At 44.5% G+C, this 24,331-nt stretch carries 21 protein-coding genes; 7 read left to right on the forward strand and 14 right to left on the reverse strand.

The window, feature by feature from the left end; all coding sequences use genetic code 11:
* Positions 1 to 41: 41 nt before the first annotated feature.
* Entirely contained in the window at positions 42 to 2,216 is a 2,175-nt protein-coding gene (locus tag B4F66_RS03375) for a TonB-dependent receptor family protein (RefSeq protein ID WP_292356866.1), read from the forward strand.
* Between the two features lie 88 nt (positions 2,217 to 2,304).
* Here the strand turns inward: B4F66_RS03375 and cysZ are convergent, their stop codons facing one another.
* From cysZ to queF, 3 genes are read right to left on the reverse strand one after another with little or no spacing between them, the layout of a single operon-like run.
* A complete protein-coding gene (gene cysZ / locus B4F66_RS03380) occupies positions 2,305 to 3,075 on the reverse strand; it encodes a sulfate transporter CysZ (protein WP_292356865.1) in 771 nt (256 codons plus the stop codon).
* A 12-nt stretch (positions 3,076 to 3,087) separates the two neighbouring features.
* Entirely contained in the window at positions 3,088 to 4,365 is a 1,278-nt protein-coding gene (locus B4F66_RS03385; RefSeq protein WP_292356863.1) for an FGGY-family carbohydrate kinase, read from the reverse strand.
* 2 nt (positions 4,366 to 4,367) lie between these two features.
* Positions 4,368 to 4,757, reverse strand: a complete 390-nt coding sequence (gene queF / locus B4F66_RS03390; protein WP_292356861.1) for a preQ(1) synthase — start codon at positions 4,755 to 4,757, stop codon at positions 4,368 to 4,370.
* A gap of 59 nt (positions 4,758 to 4,816) precedes the next feature.
* Here queF and B4F66_RS03395 point away from each other — a divergent pair, with 59 nt between their 5' ends.
* From B4F66_RS03395 to yjgA, 5 genes are read left to right on the forward strand one after another with little or no spacing between them, the layout of a single operon-like run.
* The gene (locus B4F66_RS03395; protein ID WP_292356860.1) at positions 4,817 to 5,569 is read left to right on the forward strand and encodes a cell division protein ZipA; all 753 of its coding nucleotides are present in this window, start codon (positions 4,817 to 4,819) and stop codon (positions 5,567 to 5,569) included.
* The gene (gene ligA, locus B4F66_RS03400) at positions 5,553 to 7,565 is read left to right on the forward strand and encodes an NAD-dependent DNA ligase LigA (protein WP_292356858.1); all 2,013 of its coding nucleotides are present in this window, start codon (positions 5,553 to 5,555) and stop codon (positions 7,563 to 7,565) included. The genes B4F66_RS03395 and ligA overlap by 17 nt, the downstream gene beginning before the upstream one ends.
* Positions 7,566 to 8,612: an anthranilate phosphoribosyltransferase gene (locus B4F66_RS03405; protein ID WP_292356856.1), complete on the forward strand. Its 1,047-nt coding sequence runs from the start codon at positions 7,566 to 7,568 to the stop codon at positions 8,610 to 8,612. It abuts the gene before it with no gap.
* Positions 8,609 to 9,025 carry a secondary thiamine-phosphate synthase enzyme YjbQ gene (locus tag B4F66_RS03410; protein WP_292356854.1) on the forward strand — a complete coding sequence of 139 codons (417 nt, stop codon included), beginning with the start codon at positions 8,609 to 8,611 and terminating at the stop codon, positions 9,023 to 9,025. The genes B4F66_RS03405 and B4F66_RS03410 overlap by 4 nt, the downstream gene beginning before the upstream one ends.
* A 3-nt stretch (positions 9,026 to 9,028) precedes the next feature.
* Complete coding sequence (gene yjgA / locus B4F66_RS03415; protein ID WP_292356852.1) at positions 9,029 to 9,559, forward strand: ribosome biogenesis factor YjgA; 531 nt, start codon at positions 9,029 to 9,031, stop codon at positions 9,557 to 9,559.
* On the opposite strand, the gene B4F66_RS03420 is transcribed toward yjgA, so the two are convergent.
* The 9 genes from B4F66_RS03420 to yhbY all read right to left on the reverse strand — a co-directional run bounded on the left by B4F66_RS03420 (position 9,553) and on the right by yhbY (position 19,198).
* Entirely contained in the window at positions 9,553 to 10,905 is a 1,353-nt protein-coding gene (locus B4F66_RS03420) for an ATP-binding protein (RefSeq protein WP_292356850.1), read from the reverse strand. The two genes, yjgA and B4F66_RS03420, sit on opposite strands and share 7 nt — an antisense overlap.
* Positions 10,898 to 11,575: a response regulator transcription factor gene (locus B4F66_RS03425; protein ID WP_292356848.1), complete on the reverse strand. Its 678-nt coding sequence runs from the start codon at positions 11,573 to 11,575 to the stop codon at positions 10,898 to 10,900. Before B4F66_RS03425 ends, B4F66_RS03420 begins: the two co-directional genes overlap by 8 nt.
* A 2-nt stretch (positions 11,576 to 11,577) precedes the next feature.
* Positions 11,578 to 11,868, reverse strand: coding sequence for a PepSY domain-containing protein (locus B4F66_RS03430; RefSeq protein WP_292356846.1), 291 nt, complete (start codon positions 11,866 to 11,868; stop codon positions 11,578 to 11,580).
* Positions 11,869 to 11,938: 70 nt separating this feature from the next.
* Positions 11,939 to 12,334 (reverse strand): c-type cytochrome, encoded by a 396-nt coding sequence (locus tag B4F66_RS03435; protein WP_292356844.1) that lies wholly within the window; start codon positions 12,332 to 12,334, stop codon positions 11,939 to 11,941.
* Between the two features lie 264 nt (positions 12,335 to 12,598).
* Positions 12,599 to 16,486, reverse strand: coding sequence for an ATP-dependent RNA helicase HrpA (hrpA, locus tag B4F66_RS03440; RefSeq protein ID WP_292356842.1), 3,888 nt, complete (start codon positions 16,484 to 16,486; stop codon positions 12,599 to 12,601).
* A gap of 145 nt (positions 16,487 to 16,631) precedes the next feature.
* Positions 16,632 to 17,591 carry a DUF481 domain-containing protein gene (locus B4F66_RS03445; protein ID WP_292356840.1) on the reverse strand — a complete coding sequence of 320 codons (960 nt, stop codon included), beginning with the start codon at positions 17,589 to 17,591 and terminating at the stop codon, positions 16,632 to 16,634.
* 205 nt (positions 17,592 to 17,796) lie between these two features.
* Positions 17,797 to 18,261: a pentapeptide repeat-containing protein gene (locus tag B4F66_RS03450; RefSeq protein WP_292356838.1), complete on the reverse strand. Its 465-nt coding sequence runs from the start codon at positions 18,259 to 18,261 to the stop codon at positions 17,797 to 17,799.
* Between the two features lie 31 nt (positions 18,262 to 18,292).
* Positions 18,293 to 18,886, reverse strand: a complete 594-nt coding sequence (locus tag B4F66_RS03455) for a nitroreductase family protein (protein ID WP_292356836.1) — start codon at positions 18,884 to 18,886, stop codon at positions 18,293 to 18,295.
* 18 nt (positions 18,887 to 18,904) lie between these two features.
* The gene (yhbY, locus tag B4F66_RS03460) at positions 18,905 to 19,198 is read right to left on the reverse strand and encodes a ribosome assembly RNA-binding protein YhbY (protein WP_292356834.1); all 294 of its coding nucleotides are present in this window, start codon (positions 19,196 to 19,198) and stop codon (positions 18,905 to 18,907) included.
* Between the two features lie 49 nt (positions 19,199 to 19,247).
* Here yhbY and rlmKL point away from each other — a divergent pair, with 49 nt between their 5' ends.
* Entirely contained in the window at positions 19,248 to 21,482 is a 2,235-nt protein-coding gene (gene rlmKL, locus B4F66_RS03465) for a bifunctional 23S rRNA (guanine(2069)-N(7))-methyltransferase RlmK/23S rRNA (guanine(2445)-N(2))-methyltransferase RlmL (RefSeq protein WP_292356832.1), read from the forward strand.
* On the opposite strand, the gene B4F66_RS03470 is transcribed toward rlmKL, so the two are convergent.
* Together B4F66_RS03470 and ppk1 are read right to left on the reverse strand one after the other, a co-directional pair.
* Positions 21,474 to 22,226: a ParA family protein gene (locus B4F66_RS03470; protein WP_292356830.1), complete on the reverse strand. Its 753-nt coding sequence runs from the start codon at positions 22,224 to 22,226 to the stop codon at positions 21,474 to 21,476. The two genes, rlmKL and B4F66_RS03470, sit on opposite strands and share 9 nt — an antisense overlap.
* A 2-nt stretch (positions 22,227 to 22,228) precedes the next feature.
* Complete coding sequence (gene ppk1 / locus B4F66_RS03475; RefSeq protein ID WP_292357107.1) at positions 22,229 to 24,310, reverse strand: polyphosphate kinase 1; 2,082 nt, start codon at positions 24,308 to 24,310, stop codon at positions 22,229 to 22,231.
* Positions 24,311 to 24,331: the final 21 nt, after the last annotated feature.

A 24,331-nucleotide genomic window follows, 5' to 3' on the forward strand; every position in this document is an offset into this window, starting at 1 on the left:
TTTACATTTCTTTACGTATGGCAATTTTGAAGGTAAATAATATGGCAAATGGTATTCGCAAGCCGCGAAATTTCAAGTTCAAACCTATCGTTTCAGTGGTGACATTGGCACTTGGAACACTATATGGTTCACAGGTAGCAGCAGAGGAAGATGTCAAATCATTAGATTCCGTAACTGTTATTGGTAGTGAACAAGCTGCTCGTGAGTTACCGGGATCGGCTTATTATATTGATAATGATCAGCTTACAACTGAGGCCACCACAGATATTCATCAGGTTCTGAAAACTGTTCCTGGTATTTATATATTGGAAGAAGATGGTTTAGGTTTGCGTCCCAATATTGGTATTCGCGCTGCAGCACCAGAACGCAGCCAAAATATCACGCTGATGGAAGATGGTGTGTTGATCGCTCCAGCTCCTTATTCCAATCCAGCAGCCTACTATTTTCCAACAGCCATGCGTTTGCATTCGATTGAAGTGTTAAAAGGCGCACCATTATTACGTTATGGACCTCAAACTATTGGTGGTGTCGTTAACCTGGTTTCTACGCCGATCCCGGAGAGTAATCGTGGCCGTGCCATGTTTATGCTTAGTGATGAAGGTTCGTTTGATACCCATGCCTATTACGGTGGTAAAGAAGGTGGCTTTGGTTATTTATTGGAGACTGTTCAACGTAATAATGAAGGTTTCAAAGATATTGACCGTAGTGGACAGGACAGTGGGTTTGAAATTCAGGATTATGTCGGCAAATTGTCATGGGAAGATGAACGCAATAAAGTTTTATTTAAATTCCAACGTTCCTTCGAAGATTCTAATGAAACCTATGCAGGTTTAACTGATGATGATTTCCGAAATGATGAAAACCGTCGTTACGGACTGACAGAAATAGACAATATGGATAACGACCATACTGGCCTGAACCTTACCCATAATTTCAAATGGAGCGACACGTTTAATTCAACAGTGACCCTGTACCATAATGAATTCAAGCGTAACTGGTTTAAATATAACAACAACATCAAATTAATTGATCAAGCTAATGCTGGAGACGCTAACGCCCAGGCAATACTTGATGGTTCACAAGATGTTGCTGGTCTTCAGTACAAGAATAATAATCGTGAGTATGATTCTTATGGCGCACAGCTGAATTTCAACTGGCTGGTTGGTGCACACGATCTGAATTTTGGTGTTCGTCAGCACTTCGATGAAACGGATCGTTTCCAACCAGTCGATACCTATGATCAGATTAATGGACAACTGGTTTTTCAAAGTAGCGATGCAGATACTGTGAGTGGCGGCGATAATCGTTTAGAGGAAGCGCAAGCACTAAGCATGTGGATCACCGATAATTTCCAGGTTACCGACAAGTTATTAGTGAACTTGTCTCTGCGTATGGAAGATGTTGAAAGCAAAGCTCGGCGATATACAGACCCAAGCCGATCAACCGTAACGACTAACAGCAAAGTTGAAAATGATTATCAGGAATTTTTACCGGGTATTTCAGCAACATATGATTTGACGGAAAACTGGCAAGTATTAGCGGGTTACCATGAAGGTATGGTTCCGATTAGTGCCGGAGCTGAAGATGGTACTGATCCGGGTTTGAGCGATAACTATGAATTCGGTGTGCGTTTTAATCAAGGCACATTCTACAGTGAGGCAATCGCTTTCTACTCTGACTTTAGTAACTTTGTCGAGCAGTGTTCGATCGCTTCCAAATGCAGTAATGATGCTGTTTCTGGTTCATTTAGCCTTGGTGGAGCAGAGGTTAAAGGTCTTGAGTTTCAAGCAGGTAAATTATTTGCGGCTGGTAACTTTATGATCCCCGTGGATATTACCTACACCTATACTGACGGCGAAACCACATCTGGTGATCAACTTGATAGTGGATTAGAACTGCAAAATATTCCTGAAAATATGTTCAGTGCGAGAGTTGGTTTAGAACATAGCAGTGGCTGGAATAATTACGCAGTGGCTAAATACATAGATGAAACTTGTGTGGATGTCGGCTGTAATAAATCAGACAGTCGTTTTGATCGCACAGACGGTTTATTCACGATGGATTTGATCAGTCGTTATCAATTCGTGGATGGGCCAGAAGTATTTTTGAAAGTTGAAAATGTCTTTGACCGTCAAGAAATTGTGGCTCGCCAACCTTTTGGTGCACGCCCGAATATTGATCGTACGGTTTATGCTGGTGTAATTATCGACTTTTAAATAAGCGAAAAAAGTAAGTCTGATTTAAGACTGAATAATTGTTGAAAAAAAACGCCTGAAGAATGACTTCAGGCGTTTTTTTTTAAGCTTATTTAGTTGGAAAGCTATTGTTAAGATCAATTTTATTGTTCTTTTGTAATTTCCCAACATATAAGGCCGTTGCACCAGCCACTGCGACTGGAATAATCAGAAAATTTATTACCGGGATCATTGTTGCCCCCAAAGTTGTCATGCCAAAGCCTAACGCCAACGATCGCTTGGTTCTGAGCAGTTCTCGTTGCTGCTTAAATCCCATTAAATGATTTCCCATTGGATAGTCATGATAATCAAGTGCCAGAGTCCAGCTGGAAAAAAATAACCATAACAATGGAGCAATGAGATTCAGTCCGGGTATCCACGACAGAATAAACAGTGGAATCATCCATTTCAGTAAATAGGCCAATTTGCGTAATTCATTAAAAATCATTCTTGGTGTGTCAGCAATTAATTGCCAGACAGTTTGTTCAGGTGGAGCCTGATTGGATAAACGTTTTTCCACAGCTTCTGCCAACAGTCCATTAAATGGTGCAGCAACGATATTGGCGAGAATGGAAAAAGTGAAAAACACAATTAATACAATCAGTACCGCAAACAACGGCCAAAGAATCCACATCAATGCATTGGATAACCATTCCGGTAACCAGGTTGGTGTCAATTGTGTCATCCAATAATCAAACTGGTTAATACCTAGCCAGATCGCTCCAGCAAACAACAAGGTATTTATCAGAATTGGAATATAGGCAAAGCGACGTACGCCGGGTTGATTGATAAGTTTGAAACCGCTTAATAAATAGCGCGAACCATGGATAAAATCGCCCATTTTTTCAATACCTTATTGGAATAATGTAAGACCATCTCTTGCAAGCAATGCACTGCCATATGCTGCTTCAGTATGTTCCACTGTTTCAAATGGAACCTGCAATAAAGACTCACGCAGCTTCGTCCAGACAGGATTGTTAGCGCCACCGCCAACACTTCGAATCGACGTTAACGGTGTAGCACTTAATTGTTGCAGATATTGGTAACCTGTTTTTTCTATGCTGGCAATGCCAGCCAGCAACCCATGCAGAAATAGATGATCTTCCGCTGGTCGGGGTAACAATTTTGCTGGATAGTTTGGATCAGCAACTGGAAAACGCTCTCCCGGCGTTAGCAATGGATAATAGTCCGGTGCAGACTGGTTTAAATCAATTTTCTGGCTTAACGTGATTAATTGCTCGTCAGTAAAGAAATGTCTCAATACTGCTCCACCGCTGTTAGACGCGCCACCACATAACCAGCGATTTCCTAATTTGTGGCTGTAAATACCTGTTTCAGCATCAAATACCGGATTTTTACAGATAAGTTTCAAGACCAGCGTTGAACCCAGGGATGTTACGCCTTCTCCAACCCGGCGAGCCCCAGTAGCGATAAATGCAGCCAGGCTATCAGTGGTTCCGGCTTTAATCAGGGGCGGTGCTGACTGGTTTATCCCAAGTTTTAGCATAACGGCTTCTGAGAGTTTGCCAATCACCGTACCTGGTGCAACAACGTTTGGTAAAACGCTCATTGGCGTTATTAATTCCAGCCAGCTGGGCCAGTGATTTTCCACTACATCAAAACCAGACTTCAAGGCATTATTGTAATCCGTTATACCGGGTGTCGCGCCGAGCTGAATAGCCAGCCAATCGGCCTGGTGCAACAGATAATATTTTTCAGGTAACGCCAGGGTTAATTGAAAATACAGCAATTTTGCCAAACCGCTGCTGGGACCACTTGCTGCTGAATTGATAGGTGCTTTTTCCGCTATTTTTTCACTCGCCATGGAAGCACGTTGATCGTTATACATCAACATCTCGGTCAGAGGATTTCCTTGGTGGTCAGATAACATTACCGAGCCGGAAGTCGCATCAATGCTAATGGATTCAATGACAACTGCGGGAAGTTGCTTTACCAGCCTTTTTAGCGCCTCAAAAAGATAAAGAGACTGCTGTTTGGGTGAGAGGTAAGGGTGTGGAGCTGCGGGAAGGTTTTGTTCAATCTGGGCAATAATATTGCCGTTTTGGTCTACGGCGCAGACCCGGCACCCGGAGGTGCCGAAATCAATGCCAATCCATGCGCTCTCGCGCATATTTATGGAAGCTGGACAGGCGTTGGTGCGACCCAACCTTCTTTGCGATATTCGGCAACAACATTGGTATAAACGCCACCACGGACATTGAAAATGCCGGTAACACGCATAAAACGGGGTTCAGTTGCAGCCACTAAATCAGTCAGAATCTGGTTGGTCAGTTTTTCATGAAAACCACCTTCTTCACGGTAAGACCAGAAGTAAAGCTTCAGAGATTTCAGTTCAACGCATTTTAAATCCGGTACATAATCGATCTTAATCGTGGCAAAATCCGGCTGACCAGTTTTCGGACACAGACAAGTAAATTCAGGTGTTTCGATGTGGATGGTATAATCCCGCTCCGGTACTGCGTTATCGAAGGTTTCCAGTTGTTTGCTTGGTAGCGTAGACATAGGTAATCTCTAAGTGTGAACAAAACCGTTATTATCCCTGAGTTGGCAGATTTAATTAAGTGTTAGAAATCATTCTCCTGTCTGTAGTTGTTTTAGTGGCGCTGATTATTGGCGGCTGGTATAGCCATTCCCGGCAGCAACAGCGTGCCCAGGAATTCGAGCGTGAACTGGATCGTTTTGATAACGACGAGAATAGTGATTTTCACGCGCGATTTGACTCAGTTTTTGCGCAAGATACTGTGGATTTATCCGACGGACCCAAAGTTCGTATGGATTCAGATGTGGCTGATGTTAACGACGAATTCGACGATTCGGAAATGGATGACGAATTTGCCGATGTTGACGAAGAGGACGATACGCCCGATTGGGAAATGGTGGTGGCATTGACCATTATGGCCCCCGAATCACAAATGTTTACCGGACGGGCAATCAAATCTGCACTTGAACAGCAGGAAATGCATTTCGGTGATATGCAGATATATCATCGTTATACCGTTAATAATCGCCGACAGACATTGTTCAGTGTGGCGAATATTCTGGATCCCGGTACTTTGCTTCCTGATCAATTGATTTCAATGAAGACTCCTGGCTTATTAATGTTTGCCAGACTTCCTGGCCCGGTAAATGGTCTGACAGTATTTGATTCAATGCTGGATACCGCGCAGCAACTGACCGCCTATCTCGGTGGCATCCTTTGTGACGAAAAACGTGAACCGATTACCGATAAACATTTGGAAGCCGCGCGTAACCGAATCTTTGAATTAAATTTATCTTTGCAGGCAGGCAATAAATCTGATGACGATTTCACCTGAAATCAGCGAGCGAGCCGCACAGCTTCGAGACTTAATTAATCGTTATAACTTCCTGTATTACAGCGCGGATGATCCGGAGGTAACGGATGCCGAATATGATCGGTTATTTGCTGAATTAAAAAAACTCGAAGCCGATTATCCTGAACTGATCACTGCGGATTCACCGACACAACGGGTGGGATCGGCTCCGTTGGATAAATTTACCCAAGTGACTCATGCGATGCCCATGTTGTCGTTGGATAACGTGTTTGATGAAGCCGAGTTAACAGCGTTTAATCAGCGTGTTCTTGATCGTCTTAATACTGATGATGTGATTACTTATGCTGCTGAACCCAAGCTGGATGGTCTGGCCATCAGTATTCGATATGAAAATGGTTTACTGTTGCAGGCTGCCACTCGTGGAGATGGTGCGGTGGGTGAAGATGTCACCGAAAATGTTCGGACCATCCGCAATGTTCCATTGAAACTTCACGGTAAGAATATTCCACAAGTAGTTGAAATCCGTGGTGAAATCTATATGCCAAAAGCGGGTTTTGAAAAGCTTAATCAACAGCGCCTGGCCAACAATGAAAAACTTTTCGTAAACCCACGTAATGCTGCTGCAGGATCATTAAGACAACTCGATTCCTCAGTAACGGCGAGTCGACCGTTAGCATTGTTCTGTTATGGTCTTGGAGAACTTCAAGGCATGGAACGTCCATCCAGCCATACAGAAGCCATGCAGATCATCAGCGAATGGGGAGGAGCCGTTTCTCCTGATACCCAGCAATTGAAAGGTGTTGATGAATGCCTTGAGTATCTGCATCGGCTTGGGGAGCGTCGGGCCAGTTTGTCCTATGAAATTGATGGCGTAGTGTTCAAAGTCGATGACAGCCGTTTGCAGGAACGTTTGGGGTTTGTCTCACGAGCACCGCGTTGGGCAATTGCCTATAAATTTCCGGCACAGGAAGAAAGCACTCAGGTTGTCGATATTGAAGTTCAGGTTGGCCGCACCGGTGCATTAACCCCGGTTGCACGTTTACAACCGGTTTTTGTCGGTGGTGTTACGGTAAGTAATGCCACGCTGCATAATGAGGATGAAGTCCGACGTAAGGATGTACGAATTGGCGATACGGTGATTATTCGCCGGGCAGGGGACGTGATTCCGGAAATCGTTCAGGTTGTTAAAGACAAGCGTCCTGCCAATGCCACCGAGTTTGTAATGCCAAAGCATTGTCCAGTTTGCGGGGCAGAGGTTGAACGGGTAGAAGGTGAAGCCGTAGCGCGTTGCAGTGGTGGTCTATTCTGTGCTGCACAACGCAAAGAAGCTATAAAACATTTTGCTTCTCGCAAAGCATTGGACATTGATGGGCTGGGCGATAAGCTGGTTGAGCAACTGGTTGATGCTGAGCTGATTAAAGATCCAGCGGATTTGTTTTATCTGAACAAAGAACAGTTTTCAGCGTTGGAACGTATGGGAGAAAAATCTGCCGAAAATCTGGTGAATGCATTGGAACAGGCTAAAAATACCCGTTTTGCACGATTTTTATATGCATTAGGTATTCGAGAAGTCGGTGAAGCAACCGCCCGGTCACTCGCTTTACACTTTGTTGATCTGGATAAACTAACGGCAGCTAAAGAAGACGAGCTAATTGAAATTGAAGATGTGGGTCCAGTAGTTGCGCATCATATTTATACTTTCTTCCGACAAACCCACAATCTGGATGTGATTCAGCGGCTTTTAGAAGCCGGGGTCAATTGGCCGGAAGAAAAACCGGTGTATGCCAATTCAGAGTTGGCCGGTAAAACTATTGTACTGACGGGCACTTTAGAAAATTTGTCTCGTAGTGAAGCCAAAGAAAAATTATTGGCGTTAGGTGCCAAAGTAGCAGGCAGCGTTTCTGCCAAAACCGATTATGTGGTGGCGGGCAGAGATGCCGGTTCCAAATTGAATAAAGCCCAATCTCTCGGGATTGACGTGGTCGATGAAGCGACCCTAATACAGTGGATTAATTAAATGAGTGCAGTTGCTGATGCCATCAAAAAAGTCGCCACCGGCCCCCATCTGAGTAAAGATCTCAGTCTTGAGGAAAGCCGTGAAGCGATGCTGGAAATCCTCTCAGGTGAAGTGGATCCGGTGCGAATGGCGGTAATGCTGATTGCATTGCGAATGAAACGGGAAACCGATGAAGAAAATCTGGGGCTGTTGTTAGCTATCCAGGAAAAGACCGGACAACATCCACTTGATGTGGATAATGTGATGCTACTTTCCGATCCGTTTAATGGCTTTAGCCGCCATTGTCCAATAGCGGCATTTTTACCTGCCGTAATGGCAGCTTGTGGTTTGCCAGCGTTATCGCAAGGTGTTTACCAAATGGCACCGAAATTTGGTGTCACCCATGCACAGGTGTTAGAAGCAGCGGGTGTGAATATTCAGTTGACGGTCGCTGAAGCGGCCGAACAACTAAACCATGCTGATACCGGCTGGGCCTATCTTGATCAGGCAATTACCACACCCAGTTTGTTTGCGTTACAGGATTTACGCCGTTTGATGATTAAACGCCCTAGTCTGGCGACATTGGAAAAGCTGGTGATGCCGGTTAAGGCTAAGAAAACGCATCTACAAATAGGCTTTGTACATAAAGCCTATCCGCCAGTGTTGGCTTATCTTGCCAAACAGAGCGGCTTTGACAGCGCATTGATCGTACGTGGTCTGGAAGGCGGGATTGTGCCAACCTTACGTGAAACCTCGGATAACTTTTTATTGATCGATGGTGCATTAAAACCCTGTTCATTGGATCCTCAGGCATTTGGTGTTGATCAGCAGACTCGAGGCGTTATGCCTGATTTGGATCAACTGACAGCAGCAGAGTCAGCCCAACGTGGAATTGCGGCATTGCAGGGTGAAAAAGGGGTGGCTTATGATTTGCTGGTTTATGGAGCAGCAATGGCTTTATGGCACTGTGGATTGGTTTCAGATCAGAATAGAGCAGGGGATTTAGTAAGGAAGAGCCTCGATTCGGGTAATACCTTTGCTGCTTTTGAAAAAGGTAGAACAAAATGATTTTGCAACAACAATTACAATTTGAATTGAAAGGCCGCAGCACCATCAATATCACTGATGATGTGGCTAAAATTGTATCTGCTTCGGGAATCACTACCGGAACCTGTCATGTGTTTGTCCAACACACCAGTGCTTCTTTGATGATTTGTGAAAATGCTGACCCTGATGTCAGACGTGATCTGGAAACCTACATGCAACATATCGTCCCCGATGGAGATCCCATGTTTTTACATCAGGATGAAGGTCCGGATGATATGAGCGCGCATATCCGTACCGTGTTGACTAATCCCGATCTGGTGGTACCGGTCAGTAATGGAAAATGTGCTTTGGGGATCTGGCAGGGAATCTATTTATGGGAACACAGAACGCATCGGCAGCAGCGTCGTGTGATCGTTACAGTACAAGGTGAATAAAAAATGAATGAAGAATTTGAACAGGATCACCTTGATGAGGAATTTGATTGGTCTTCGATTCCCAAGAGTAAATCGCGTATTAAACGAGAACTCGATGCGTTAAGAAAGTTAGGTCAGGATTTAATAGAGCTGCCAAAAAAAGACTTATTAAAACTGGAGCTGGACGAAGATTTAACTGAAGCGGTTCTTAAAGCCCAAACCATGAGTAAAGGGGCCTTAAAACGGCAGACCGGTTATATCGGTGGCATTATTGCCCGACTGGATCATGAAGAAATACAGCAGAAACTGGAACAGCTGAAGCAGCCTAAACAGGCTCAAACTGACCAGTTTCATCAACTGGAAAACTGGCGGGATCGCTTATTAGCAGAAGACGATACTGTTGTGACAGATCTACGCGGTTATTTTGAAGATTTTGATAATCAACACGTAAGACAGTTGGTCCGGAATGCCAAGCAGGAAGCCGCCAAACAACAGCCGCCAAAATCTGCCCGACTATTGTTTAAATATCTGCAGCAATTACAGCAAAATCAGTGATCGATAAGTTCGATTAAAAAGCATGCACCACCCAGATAGCTTTGCTGCACACTGATTTTGCCCTGATAAGCTTCGACGATATCGCTGGCAATTGCCAAGCCCAGTCCCTGACCTTCAATCTGGGTATCCATACGTCTGCCACGTTTGATGATATCTGCACTGGCATGTGCTGGAACGCCAGGACCATCATCTTCAATACGCACGACAATTCTGCGATTTTGCTGGCGTAAAACGATATTGACCTGTTGGTCGCAGTATTTGAATGCGTTTTCCAATAGATTGCCGAGTAACTCGTACATATCGCCTTCGTCAGCATGCAGCATGGCATCTCGTTCAATTTCGCATTGCGTATGGATATTTTTACTTTGGTAGACTTTTTTTAGTGAATTCATCAATTTAGTGATGATTTCTCCAATCGAAACCGGCGCCAGTAAGTTACTTTTGCCTTCAGTGGCAGCACGTTGCAATTGATAATCGACGAGAGCATTAATGCGATCCAACTGTTCCTCACCGGTCAATTTACAGGCGGTTACATCATCACAGCTTTCCAGTTCAGAACGTAATAAAGCCAAGGGGGTTTTCAGGCTATGCGCCAGATCCGCGAGTGAATTTTTATAGCGTTGTCGACGAGATTGTTCGTGATCCAACAGGTTATTAATATTTCGGGTGAGCTGTTGTAACTCGCTGGGATAGTCATCACCCAGACGTTGTTGTTTTCCCGCTTCAATAGCGTGTAAATCAGCTGCTGCTTTATGTAGCGGTTGTAAACTCCAACGCAAGATTAACCATTGGGCAATTAACAACATCAATCCGGTTCCACCGAGCCAGTACCAGAGGTTTAACTGAAACTCATCTATCTGTGCTTCCAGCATATGCTGATCTTCAGAAACATTAATGGTGTAATCAAAATGTTCACCATCGTCATTTTCCCAAACAATCCCAAATGCGAGATTCTGTAACTTCATGCCATTATCAAGATTAATCTGACTATATAACTGTTCTGAAGGGCCAGGATGATAGGGAAGAGCCAAAAATAAACCAATAGCCGAAGGGGATTGCCAGACAATTTTATTACCACTGGTAATTTGTGCGTAAAGACCTGAATTGGGAATAGAAAATTTTGGTTCAGCCAGACTTTCCTGCATATGTAACTTACCGTCATGGCTGATTTCAGCAGCAGTCAGCAGGGTATAAACATAATTTAATAAACGTTGTTTCTGGGCTGTTTCGGCGCTTCCAGCAAAGGCATTAAATAAACTGAAAGCCGAGATACCCAGAAACGCACTTAATACCAGCGTAACGGCAATCAGCTGTCGATTGGTCAGTGATAAGTTGAGTTTATTCACGAGGCAGCGTCAGCCGATAACCCCGGCCTCGTAATGTTTCTATCGGATTTATTGATTTATCCGGATCCAGTTTATTTCTCAGCCTTTTGACAAATACTTCTATGACATTGCTGTCGCGATCCTGATCCTGTTCATATATGTGATCCGTCAGTTCAGTTTTGGAAATAACTTCTCCAGCGTGCAGCATCAGATAATGTAATAGACGGTATTCAAATGCAGTTAATTCAATTGCCGACTGATTAACCGTTACTTGCTGAGAAGCTGGATTGAGTTCTACCGGTCCACAACGCATAGTGGAATTTGACCAGCCTGCAGCACGACGCGCCAGCGCATTTAAACGCGCCAGTAATTCTTCAAAATGAAAGGGTTTGACCAGATAATCATCGGCACCGGCTTCAAGCCCTTCGACTTTATCTTGCCAGCGACCGCGAGCAGTCAGGATCAAAATGGGAAAAGTGATGTTTTGTTCGCGAAGCTGTTTGATGACCTCGATTCCGGAAAGTTTAGGTAGCCCCAAATCAATAACAGCAACGTCATACGGATATTCAGAGCCGAGGAATAAGCCTTCTTCACCGTCTGCACTCATATCTACAGTAAGTTGATGTTGACGTAAATGCTGACCGATCTGTTCGCGCAGGTGAGGTTCATCTTCAATTAATAAAACACGCATAGCTATTGCATTTGATATCCGGTTTGCCGATCCAGGCGGTAGGTTTTCACCTTACCATCAACATGCAGGACTTTGACGCGGAAAATTGTATGGTTTTGATATTGTTCCTGATCTACCGATAAAACCCGTCCACCGGTTTCAACCTGAGCTAATTCTGCGGCAGTTTTTTTGGTCAGCGGTAGGGCGATATCGTTAATACTGGTTCCCGCCTCTGCTTCAGGCGGCAAATGGTCGGTGTAACCAGATAAAGGTAACGTTAGCATCAGAAGTAACAGATACCAGGAAAATTTCATGTAATAACCTTAATTTTAGTGTGCTTGTTATAAGTGGATAATAGCAAACTGCAGGTTTGGGGTGAATGTATCATTTTGATCCCTGCTCAGGTTGCACCGGGCCAATAGCATTGTCTGCCCGGGCGCGTAAATAATTATAAAGTTGCTCTCTGCCATTGATGACCTGGGGATTATCATTAAATCCAGGCATGATGCCGATACGACCATTTTTACCTTTGACCAATACCTGCATGAATTCGTCTTTTGAGGTCTGTTTAAGACTTTTCGCTAAATTGGGGCCAGCCAGTCCCTGGGCGAAAGTGCCATGACAACGGGCACACCAGTTTCGATAAAGCAAATAGCCTTGATAGGTTTGTGAATCCAGTTTATTGCCTTCAGTAACGGTGTAGGGAACCTGAGCCTGAACGCCCCCCAACCAGAAATTGTTACTGCAAAGAAAGATAAATCCTGCCAAACGTAAATTCATAGCTGATTATCGACCGATCGAAAGGACATGATTTTTTGAGCTTAACATGTCATCGGTTTTCATCAGCTGAGTTCCAGAAAGCATTATCCATCTGAACTGTTGCCCGTGTAGAGTGTGTGAAGATATGTCAGAAGAATAGGTATCGTTGATACCAACGAGATGAACAATATATTTGTGCATGACTTACTCCACATACTGAAGTTTAAGTCAGAGTAACAATACTTAACTGAACTGCGACTGAATGGGTGATGAAAGGTTAAAGATTTAACATTCTGCCCATTGCTTATCGAGACGTTTGGCTGATATGGCATAGGCAGTGCCAATTTCCTGGGCAAATACCGAGATACGAAATTCTTCAATCATCCAGCGATATTGTTGCATTGCTTCATTATCAGCACGTTTGATATTGGTCAGATAACGTTGCCAGTAGGGCTGGACTTCCATTTGCCGTTGACGATCTTTGGCTGGATCGGTTTTCAGTTTATCCAGACGCGCACCGATGGCCCGAAAATAGGCGGGTAACCGTTGTAAAGCCTCATCCGGCGTGTGATGCACAAATCCCTGATACAGCAGATAGTTTAATTGTTCACGGATGTCTTTAACTGCATGCATTGCAGCCAGAGGAATATTTCCAGACAACCGTTTGGCAATCGCATGATATTCACTTAATGGTTCGGCAATCAGTCTGGCAAGCTGATTAGCAATATTAATGAGTTCACTTCTACGTTGTTGTAAGCGTTGTTCAAACTGTTGTTTGTCTCGTGGCCAGTCCTGATCTTTCAGAAAGCACCGATCAAAGGCAACGGCTATCAAATCCTGTTTCAGCTGCTCGCATGGTGAAATCTGCTGGGTTTTGTTCTCTTCAAATGGCGCAGCTGGTACATTGGCATAATGCAGGCACATCTTCTGTATATCCGGCAGGTTTTTCTGCAGATATTTAACGTTATCTTTTTCAGCCAGCATAAATAGTCTTCTCAATCCTATAGCTGAGAATGATTTAGCTTGCTGCAAGGTATCCATCAGGGTCAGATCCACATGATCACCACGATCTACCAGGGCAGGATAGGCCGTCATTTCCAGGCCATTTTGCTGCATCACAATATGCTCCGGAAAAGCATCAAAGTCCCAGCCGGTCATCCCGGATTTTTCATATTCAGAATCGGGTAACTGACGGAAACTGGCAGCAGCCTCTTTTGACCAGTCCTGCTTTAACTGATTTAAATCACGATTTTCTGCCAGCAGTTCGCCTTGTTCATCAACCAGCTTAAAATTCATTTTCAGATACAGTGGCAGGTCTTCCTGCCGCCAATCATCTGCTTTGATTTCAACTCCTGTCATTTTACGTAATTGCTCAGTTAAAGCAGGTAACAATGCTCCTTCATAAGGCGTTAATGCTTTCAGGCATCGATCGGCGTAATCCGGCACAGGAATAAAATGACGGCGCAAGGATTTAGGCAGGCTTTTTAGCAGAAAAATCACCTTGTCACGTAATAAGCCTGGCACTAACCACTCATAACGTTCCGGATCACTTTGATTGAGCAGTGACAGCGGAATCGTCTGGGTAATACCATCATGTTGCTTGCCTGGCTCAAAATGATATTCAAGTGGCAACGGAACACGATTCACCAGCAACTGATCCGGATAACTATCGACCGTAACCTGATCAGCATTGTGCTGCATCAGAATTTCACGGCTCATAAACAAACACTGAGGGTCTTTCTTTTCTGCCTGTTTACGCCATTTTTCAAAGCCGTGGCCATTGATAATATCGTCAGGAATACGTTCATGATAAAAAGCAAACAGAGTGTCTTCATCTGCCAGCACATCACGTCGCCGTGATTTTTGCTCCAACAGTTCAATTTCATCAATCAGCTGGCGATTATGTTGGAAAAATTTGGCCTGACAGTTGAAATCACCATTGACCAGAGCTTCACGGATAAATATCTCGTTGGAAGTAGGGCGATCCAATGGTCCATAGTGAATTTTTCGACGGTTGACTATGGGTAATCCATAGAGACTGACACTTTCAAAAGCGACTACTTGAGCCGGTTTTTTCTCCCAGTGCGGATCGCTATATTGGCGTTTAACCAGATCTCCTGCAATGGGTTCAATCCATTCGGGTTCAATTTTGGCGACAATCCGGGCATAGAGTTGTCCAGTTTCCACCAGCTCGGCCGCCATGATCCATTTAGGACCTTTTTTATGTAATGCTGAGCCAGGAAAAATTTTCAGTTTCAGATTACGTGTGCCGGCATAACTATGCTGGTCAGCTTTCATGGCCACATTGCTTAACAGACCGCTGAGCAAGGCTTGATGAATGGATTGATACTCAGCGGGTTGCTGATTAGGTTTGAAGCCCATTTGTGTGGTTTGCACATGCAGTTGCTGATAAATATCATGCCATTCACGCAGACGCAGAAAAGACAGAAAGTTTTCTTTGCAGTATTTGCGAAATTTGTTCTGACTTAAGTGTTTCTGACGGTCATGATACAAATCCCATAGCTTAAGAAACGCTAAAAAATCTGATCGGTCGTCTTTGTATTTGCTATGTGCTTCATCTGCAGCCTGTTGTTTATCCATCGGACGTTCTCGTGGATCCTGAATACTCAGGGCACTGGCTATCACCAGCACTTCATTCAGACTGTTTTGATCATTTGCCGCCAGAATCATTCTGGCAATACGCGGATCAATTGGTAATTTGGCAAGCTGACGACCTGTTTCGGTTATTTGGCGTTTGCCATTTACAGCATTGAGTTCTTCCAACAACCGATAACCATCGTTGATCATCTTCGGTGGCGGGGGATTGATAAATGGAAATTTAGCCGGGTCGCCCAGTTTTAATGCGGTCATCTGCAAAATAACTGAGGCCAGATTGGTACGCAGAATTTCCGGATCGGTAAATGCCGGTCTGGCAGCAAAATCTTCTTCATCGTATAAACGAATACAAACCCCGGCGGCAACACGACCACAACGACCGGAACGCTGATTCGCACTCGATTGCGATATTTTCTCAATCGGTAAACGTTGCACTTTATTTCGTACACTGTAGCGACTGATACGCGCCAGACCGGGATCAACGACATAACGAATACCCGGTACGGTCAACGACGTTTCCGCTACATTGGTCGCCAGAATAATACGTCGCGGGCCACCGGTTTTAAACACACGGTTCTGCTCGCTGGCTGATTGTCGGGCAAATAATGGCAGAATTTCGGTATTGGGCGGATGATGTTTGCGAAGTGCTTCAGAGACATCACGGATATCGCGTTCACCCGAGAGGAATATCAGTACATCACCTGGCCCGACTCGACATAATTCATCTACTGCCTGAACGATACCGTCAACAAAATCCAGATCTTCACTGTCATCATCACGACTTAATAATGGACGATAGCGGATTTCAACAGGATAAGTGCGGCCACTGACTTCGATCACCGGTGCATTGTCAAAATGCTCAGAGAATCGTTGAGTATCAATAGTTGCCGAGGTGATGATCAGTTTCAGATCCGGGCGTTTCGGCAGCAGTTGTTTGAGATAACCCAATAGAAAATCAATATTCAGACTGCGTTCATGCGCTTCATCAATAATCAGCGTGTCATATTGATTCAGGTAGGGGTCGTTTTGCGTTTCAGCCAGCAAAATACCGTCTGTCATCAGTTTGATATAGCTTTTATCGGCTTTTACCTGATCATGAAACCGGACTTTATAACCAACCGCTTCACCGATTTGGGACTTTAGTTCTTCAGCAATACGTGTTGCAACAGTCCGGGCGGCAATACGTCGCGGCTGAGTATGACCAATCAGACCACCAACACCGCGACCCAGCTCAAGACATATTTGAGGTAACTGCGTGGTTTTACCGGAACCGGTTTCACCACAAAGAATAATGACCTGATGCTGCTGAATGGCTTTTGCGATATCTTCCTTTCTTTCAATAACGGGAAGATCAGCATTAAGGGAGGGCTTTGGAAGGTTGTTCAAACGAAACTGAAAGCGCTCATTTGAACGTTCAATCTGTTGCTGCAGATTCAGCCATTCGCTCTCATTGGCGGATTTATTCTGTAACTGCACTAATCGCCGACGCAGTTTGTGCTGGTCGGCGAGCATGGTATTTTTTACTTGAGTTTTAAGTTGTTGCTGTTGATTGTTCACTAATTTTCAATTTACTTGGAAGCTTCGAGCTTAATAATTTTCAGCGTCAGTATACAGAGTAGCATCTGAAAACGCGTAATCAGAACGGTTGAACTGTGTTCATTGCTTCCATTACTGGAGACGTATTAGGCTAAACAACGTAGCCTTAGAGACTCCATGACAGCGACAAAGTATATTTGAAATCGTTTTTACTAATTTCATCTTCGGTTTCAGAGTCATACTCATTGGTCATGCCGACTTTTAACGCTACGCCAGCACGTTCATCCAAGTCAAGAATCCAATCAAATGTGGTGACATTCCGGTAGGCATCGAAAGAATCGAAACTAGGATAAAACGTATTGGCTAAAGCTAAACGTTGCGCAGTATTAATGCGCCAGCGTGTTTCGAGACCTAACAAGCCTTCAGGGGTAAATTCTTCACGTTCACCACCAAACGTTCTGTTAAAACCCGCACCGGAACGTCCAACGAATAACCAATCATCAGTATTGGCAAATTCATAACCATAACCGGCGTTGGCATTGAGCCGATAATCATAATCCTTGAATTTATCGACATCCAATCGCCCACCAGCAAACATGAACCATGGTGTCTCAGGTTTCAACCAGTCGCGGTTAATTGAGGTAAAAAAGCTGTTGTCGGAAGTTTCCTCTTCAGACTTAGCATAATAATATGCCGTTCGGCTGTTAATCCGGGTTTTTTCGGTTGCCAGGTCAGCATTAAATGCAACATTAACCTGACTGTTATCAGATTTTCCACGGCTGCCCGCCAGCCCCAAATCAAAACGTCTTTCCCAGTTTGTTAACCAGCCGGTCCCCAGCAGGCCATTATCTTCCGGTTCAGCCTCAGCAAGGTCAGCCGGTTCAATAATGGGGGTGTCATCCGTTGGGGTCTGCTGAGCCAGAGCTTCATAATCTGTTTTGATTTCGGAAACTGTATTGGTGTTAATGATCATTTCACCAAGCAGCTGATGTTTAATAGTAAGGGATTCCTGATTACGTTCTAATAAATCACCTTGCAAACGATCACCGTTGGTCAGAATCAACGTAACGGGCGCAGCGTGAGATAAAACAGGTACCAACAAACAAACGAAGACGATTTTTTTCAAAAACAAAATAGGTTCCTATGGCTGAATTGTCCGCCATATACTAGCGATTACTGCGACGAATGTCAGGAGTAATTTACCGGGAATTTTTCTCTAAATATCGGGACTATTAACCTGGGCTCGATTTATCTTTTATCAGCAACATTAATTGAGGCTTATTACGACATCCTGAAAGAGATAATGCAGTAACTATGCTTTTCTTTCTAACCTAACAACCATCATTATTTACGCTACCATCAGGCATCGTGGTGTTGCAGAATTTAATCCCTCGATCATGAACGCCTTTCATTGATGCCCCGGTTAGGTCTGCGCCACTCATGTCTGAAAAAATCAAATGCGCACCATCAAGTTTGGCGTTTTTCAGATTGGCATCCATCAACTGGGCGTAATCCATTAGGGAATTACGCAGATCTGCCCCTTCAAGCTGTGCCCCCTGCATACGTGAATGAGTGAACCATGCCCCTTTTACATTGGCATTGGTAAGAATAATTCCTTTAAGATTGGCTTCACTCATATCAGCACCTTCCAGATCATGATCTTCAAGTGGTGCTTCACTTAAATTGCAATGGTGACATTGGTTTTGTTCCAGCAGTCTTTTCAAATAAATTTTATCGTATGCATAAGCGGCGCTACTGAATAAACTCAGGACTGTGATAATCACCATTGATTTCATTTTACTTACCTCAATTTCATTGTTATAAGTTTTAATCGGTCCAACGATTTTCAAAAAAATGTTCGTTTAAAGGACGTCGCTGTCTGGCTTTTAGTTCCCGTTCTAACACTTCAGCACTCAGCGTATCCAACGCAGCAGGATAACCAATAGCAATTACCGACCAAAGATTTACCGTGGTTGGTATGGCTAAAGCCTCTCGTAATTTATCAGCATCAAATCCACCCATCTGATGAGACATCAGACCGAATGCGGTTGATTGTAAACATAAATTAAGACTGGCGGCGCCAGTATCATATCCATTCCAACGGTTTTCGCTGCCGTTACGAGTGAAGTGGGGCAGTGATGCCGTCACGATCAATAACGGTGAATTTACCGCCCATTCCTGATTGCCCGGAGCAAGACAATCCAATGTTTTTTGCCAGCTTATTTCGTCTTTGAATTTGTTACAGATAATGTAACGCCATGGTGCTTCGCCATAGCAGGAGGGCGCCCATAAAGCTGCTTCACAAAGAGCCATGATGATGTCATCACTGACGGCCTGCGATGCATCATAAGCCTTGCCACTCCATCGCTCGGCAATAATCGAGGCAAGTTTCTGTTCAGTTTCAGCGGGTTTTTGTATCAAGATGAATTGTCCTTGTAATTAACCCGGCAACTGGATGACAGGCTTATCAGCCGGGCGATATAAACCACCAATATGACCGATTACCATGATTAAATCTGCACCGGTTTTTTTCGCAATCTCATCGAGCATTTGCTTTCGATCAGCTTTTTCCTGGCCGCTAACTCGGACTTTAATCAGCTCGTGATAGGCCAAAGCATTTTCAATTTCAGCCAGTACGTTTTCAGTAAGACCCGCGTTACCAATCATTACTACTGGCTTTAGCGGGTGAGCCAATCCTTTCAGATATCGGCGTTGTTTATCATTGACTGCCATGTGAAGAGCTACCTGTATTAAAATGCTGTGATTATATCAGGATAGTTTCATGACTAAACACAAGTTCACCGTCACCGCAGCACGGGGCATGTTGCCGTTGCTGGAAACCGAACTCAAACAAATCGGTATCAAACAGTACAAAACAGAGGCAGGTAGCATTCGTTTCACCGGAAGTCTAAAGGAAGCCTATCAGGTCTGTTTATGGTCACGCGTCGCGGTCAGAGTGCTAATGCCAATCGCTCACTTCACCGCCGAAACGACTGATCAGCTTTATAACGGGATTAAAGAGTTCGCCTGGGAAGAGCATATCGATGCTGAAGACACCACTCTGGCAATTGATTTCAATAGTTTTCGTTCGAAAATTCATCATACCCAGTTTGGTGCGCAGAAAGTTAAAGATGCCATCGTTGATCGACTGCGTGATTTATCGGGTAAAAGACCTTCCGTTGATTTGCATCAGCCGGATCTGCGGGTAAATGTCTACCTTAAACATAACCAGGCAATTGTCAGTATTGATTTATCCGGCGAAAGTTTGCATAAACGCGGCTATCGCGTCAGTCAGACGAATGCTCCGATAAAGGAACACCTGGCGGCAGCCATCTTATTGTCTGCTGAATGGCCAAAACTTGCCCGTGAAGGTTGGGCATTGCTGGATCCGATGTGTGGTAGTGGTACCTTTTTGATCGAAGCAGCATTGATGGCGGCCGATATTGCGCCAGGTTTACAGCGAGATTATTTTGGTTTTCTCTACTGGAAGCAGCATGACAAGGCTGCCTGGCAGCAATTAAAGGCGGATGCTGAAAGAAGACGCCTTAGTGGGCTGGCACGTTTGCCGATGATAATGGGCGGGGATCAGGATAAATCTGCCGTTGCGGCGGCCCAGGCCAATATAGAAGCCGCCGGACTGAGTGATCGTATTCAGGTTATCCATCGTGATCTGCAGAACTGGGCAACGGTCGCTCAAACCCTACCTGACGTTGGGCTAGTCGTTTCAAACCCGCCATATGGGCAACGTATTGGTGATGCCGCTTCGTTACATAATGTTTACGAAGCGCTTGGTGATTTAGTAAATCATCATCTACCGGCATGGCGAACGACCATTATTACTGACAACGCTCAGCTGGGTAAATTGACTGGCCTCAATCTATTTGACAGCAAGCCTTTTGACAATGGCCCGATTGCCTGTGAAGTCTTGTCATATCGCGCCCCCAAACCATTACGGCGTGATGCCAAACCGGTGCAGCAGGAAATGGCGGCATCCCCCTCACCGTGGGATAAAACACCGAAAACCAAAGCAAAGCCTGCTGTTAGTTCATCGGTGGTGGAAAATGTTTCTCCACAAGCCGAGATGTTCGCTAATCGGTTGAAAAAGAATGTTCGGCATTTAGCCAAATGGGCACGCAAAAACCAGCTGGATTGTTACCGGGTTTATGATGCTGATTTACCAGATTACGCTGTGGCTATTGATGTTTATGGAGACTACGTTCATGTGCAGGAATATGCACCGCCAGCAGATATCGATCCGTTAAAAGCCAGCGAACGTCTCGATGAAGTCATGCAAATCATTCCGGCTGTGTTAGGTGTAAAGGACGATAAAGTTGCGCTAAAGTTACGCCAGAAACAACGTGGTTCTAACCAGTATGAGTCACAGGCGGCTTTACGCCAGCGTTTTGAAGTCCGGGAAAATGATCTTCGCTTCTGGATTAATCTGACGGATTATTTGGATACCGGATTATTTCTGGATCACCGAATCACCCGGCAGATGCTAGCTGAAAACAGCAGAGGAAAAGCATTTCTGAATCTGTTTGCCTATACCGGCAGTGCGACGGTTTATGCTGCTGCAGGTGGAGCCAAATCCACTACCACCGTAGATATGTCAAATACCTACCTTGGCTGGGCCAGAGATAATATGCAATTGAATAACTTTGTTGGTGAGCAGCATCAGTTTATTCGAGCAGATGTATTGGCCTGGTTAAATGAACCCGAAACACAGAATTTACGTTTTGATTTGATTTTTGTTGATCCACCGACCTTTTCCAACTCCAACAAAATGGAAGGGGTGTTTGATATACAGCGTGACTATATCGATATGCTGCATAAAGTCGCCGGCATGTTAAATCCGGGAGGTGAAATTTTCTTTTCCACCAACCGACGTGACTTCAAACTGGATGCGTCAGCGTTGCAAGGGCTAAATATAAAAGACATTAGTAAGGCAACCTTGCCAACTGATTTTGAAAGAAATTCAAAAATCCATTATTGCTGGCGTATACAAAAATCAGCTTGAACTATCGAGCGTGGCTTTAATTTCCTGCCACAATGCTTCGTAGGCTTTATTCACAGTCGAGTTGGCTGCAAAAGCCGCTAAAGGCGCTCTGACATCGCCCATTTTTTCCACTACGGCGGCATAGGGAATGGCTGTTTGCAAACCATGTTTCAGCATCTTGGGTGGATGGGCCAGCATGACGCGATGCAGACTCCGACGGCGATCTGCCATGGTGAAAAAGGGGTGAAGACGTTTGGGCTTAAGATTATTTTCTTTGAAAAAGTCTCGTGTCTGTTCAAAGGTACGCATCGACAAATGGCTGGGAATAATCGGTACATAGATCACATCAGCCGCAGCGAACATCTGTTCAGTCAGTTCAGAAAAACTGGGCGGACAATCGAGCACAATTAGCGAGTAGCTTTCGCCAAACGGGGCTAAAAGCTTGGCCAGTTGATTTTTTTTATCACCGGCTTTTGCCAGATCCAAATCCATTTGCCGGAATGAAAAATCGGCAGGAATAATATCCAGAGAAGGATAATCGGTACTTTTAACTAATTCACCGATAGGCGTTTTACCAGATAACAGTTTTTTGGCTTCCGCTTTGGACTTGCTTTTGCGTTGTAACAACCAGCTGGCAGCCCCCTGCGGATCCAAATCCCACAAAAGAGTAGGAATACCCTCATTAGCGGCCTGCCAGGCAATATTAACTGCAGACGTGGTTTTACCCACGCCACCTTTCAAATTAAAGAATGCGATGATTTGCATGATTAATTGATTTTCGCCAATTCTTCCAGAAGCGTGTTCTGTGCACTGATCATTTCATCTCCTTCGTTGCGGGCTGCCCGATGGTAACGACCATCAGCGGAGAGGATCCACGCCTGGGTATTATCAGCAAGATATAAATTCAGATCGGCAATAATGCGTTTTTGCAGTCGTTTGGATTCAATCGGAAAACAGGTTTCCACACGACGCAGCAGGTTACGTTTCATCAAATCGGCACTGCCGGCCCAGATCTCAACCTGTCCATCGTTTTCGAAATAAAATACCCTGGTATGCTCGAGAAACCGTCCAATTATGCCGCGCACCTGGATGTTTTCTGAGACGCCTTGAACACCTGGTTTTAAAGTACAGATGCCGCGGACAATCAAATCAATTTTAACGCCAGCAATAGAAGCTCGGTAGAAGGCATTAATCATTTCCGGCTCAACCAATGCATTGACCTTGACGATAATGCGAGCATTTTTGCCTGCTTCGGCATGCGCAATCTCGCGGTCAATTTTATCCAGTAATCCTTGATGCAGATTGAAAGGTGCATGTAGTAATTTATGCATTTTGGGAATTTTGCCAAGGCTGGTCAGCTGAATAAACAGGTTATTAACGTCTTCACCAATCTGTTTATCTGAGGTCAGCAACCCATAATCGGTATAAATACGTGAAGTACTACGATGGTAGTTGCCGGTGCCTAGATGGACGTAACGACGTAATTTATTATTTTCACGACGCAGAATGAGCAGCATTTTGGCATGGGTTTTATAGCCAACAATGCCATATACGACATGAGCTCCCGCCTGTTGTAACTTGGAAGCCAATGCAACGTTAGCTTCTTCATCAAAACGTGCCCGCAATTCAATAACCACGGTAACTTCTTTTCCACCGTGAGCGGCGGCGACCAATGCATCGACGATCGGTGAAACAGCACCTGTACGGTACAAGGTTTGTTTGATGGCCAGCACGCTGGAATCCGAAGCTGCCTGTTTGATCAGATCAATGACGGGGGTAAAGGATTGATAGGGATGATGTAAAAGGACATCCTTCTGTTTTAATAGCCCAAAGATTTCCACCTCTGATGTCAGACCATTGGGTCTTCCCTGAGTAAAGGGTTTAAATTTCAAATCCGAACGTTCAACCATTGAATGCAAAGCCTGCAAACGGCTTAGATTCACCGGGCCATTGACCAGATAGACGTTATCCTGATGCATTGCACACTGGTCACGCAGGAAATTAACCATTTCTTCAGGGCAGTTATGGGCAATCTCAAGTCGAACTTCGTCACCGTAATTACGATGTGTCAATTCATCCGCTATGGTTGCCAGCAAATCACTGGTTTCTTCAGTATCAATGGCCAAATCACTGTTTCGGGTAACACGAAATTGATAACAGCCCTTGATCTTCATCCCAAAAAACAGATCATCGGCAAACGCATGAATAATCGATGATAAAAATACAAAGTGATATTGCCCAGGTTCACATAATTCCGGAGGTAGCTGAATCACTCGTGGTAGCGCTCTGGGGGCCTGTAAAATGGCAAAACCGATATTGCGACCAAAAGCATCTTTGCCATCCATCGATACAATAAAATTTAAACTTTTATTGAGTAATCGGGGAAATGGATGGGAGGAGTCGAGCCCAATAGGACTAAGGATAGGCTGAATTTCATCGCGAAAATACTGTTCCAGCCAGGCACTGTGTTCACTTGTCCACATTGGTCTTGGCAAGACCTTAATGCCTTCCTGCTCCAATAACGGTAATAACTCATCATTAAGTACCGAATATTGCTCATCAACCAATTCATGGGCACGTATGCTGATCAACCTTAATGCTTCCTGAGCGCTGATTTGATCAGCTTCCAGGTAGGGATCACCAATTTCGATTTGTTGGATCAGACCGGCAACGCGTACTTCAAAAAATTCATCCAGATTGGTACTGGAAATACACAGATAATTTAGTCTTTCCAGCAATGGCACAGTGGGGTCAAGGGCCTGTTGTAATACGCGCCAATTGAACTCCAGCAGACTCAACTCACGATTCAGGTAAAGGTCGGAGCTGTTCAGATCAATTTGTGTTTCCATGTTTTCCATTTTGATGGCTTG

The sequence above is a fragment of the Methylophaga sp. UBA3603 genome (assembly GCF_002375335.1).
Lineage (GTDB): Bacteria > Pseudomonadota > Gammaproteobacteria > Nitrosococcales > Methylophagaceae > Methylophaga.

Bases quoted from the DNA above. Each gene is read 5' to 3' on its own strand.
- rlmKL (WP_292356832.1), top strand. From the start codon at position 19,248: ATGACTAAACACAAGTTCACCGTCACCGCAGCACGGGGCATGTTGCCG.
- B4F66_RS03450 (WP_292356838.1), bottom strand. From the start codon at position 18,261: ATGAAATCAATGGTGATTATCACAGTCCTGAGTTTATTCAGTAGCGCC.
- cysZ (WP_292356865.1), bottom strand. From the start codon at position 3,075: ATGGGCGATTTTATCCATGGTTCGCGCTATTTATTAAGCGGTTTCAAA.
- B4F66_RS03435 (WP_292356844.1), bottom strand. From the start codon at position 12,334: ATGAATTTACGTTTGGCAGGATTTATCTTTCTTTGCAGTAACAATTTC.
- B4F66_RS03385 (WP_292356863.1), bottom strand. From the start codon at position 4,365: ATGCGCGAGAGCGCATGGATTGGCATTGATTTCGGCACCTCCGGGTGC.
- B4F66_RS03430 (WP_292356846.1), bottom strand. From the start codon at position 11,868: ATGAAATTTTCCTGGTATCTGTTACTTCTGATGCTAACGTTACCTTTA.
- ppk1 (WP_292357107.1), bottom strand. From the start codon at position 24,310: ATGGAAACACAAATTGATCTGAACAGCTCCGACCTTTACCTGAATCGT.
- ligA (WP_292356858.1), top strand. From the start codon at position 5,553: ATGACGATTTCACCTGAAATCAGCGAGCGAGCCGCACAGCTTCGAGAC.
- B4F66_RS03470 (WP_292356830.1), bottom strand. From the start codon at position 22,226: ATGCAAATCATCGCATTCTTTAATTTGAAAGGTGGCGTGGGTAAAACC.
- B4F66_RS03425 (WP_292356848.1), bottom strand. From the start codon at position 11,575: ATGCGTGTTTTATTAATTGAAGATGAACCTCACCTGCGCGAACAGATC.
- B4F66_RS03410 (WP_292356854.1), top strand. From the start codon at position 8,609: ATGATTTTGCAACAACAATTACAATTTGAATTGAAAGGCCGCAGCACC.
- B4F66_RS03405 (WP_292356856.1), top strand. From the start codon at position 7,566: ATGAGTGCAGTTGCTGATGCCATCAAAAAAGTCGCCACCGGCCCCCAT.
- queF (WP_292356861.1), bottom strand. From the start codon at position 4,757: ATGTCTACGCTACCAAGCAAACAACTGGAAACCTTCGATAACGCAGTA.
- yjgA (WP_292356852.1), top strand. From the start codon at position 9,029: ATGAATGAAGAATTTGAACAGGATCACCTTGATGAGGAATTTGATTGG.
- yhbY (WP_292356834.1), bottom strand. From the start codon at position 19,198: ATGGCAGTCAATGATAAACAACGCCGATATCTGAAAGGATTGGCTCAC.
- B4F66_RS03375 (WP_292356866.1), top strand. From the start codon at position 42: ATGGCAAATGGTATTCGCAAGCCGCGAAATTTCAAGTTCAAACCTATC.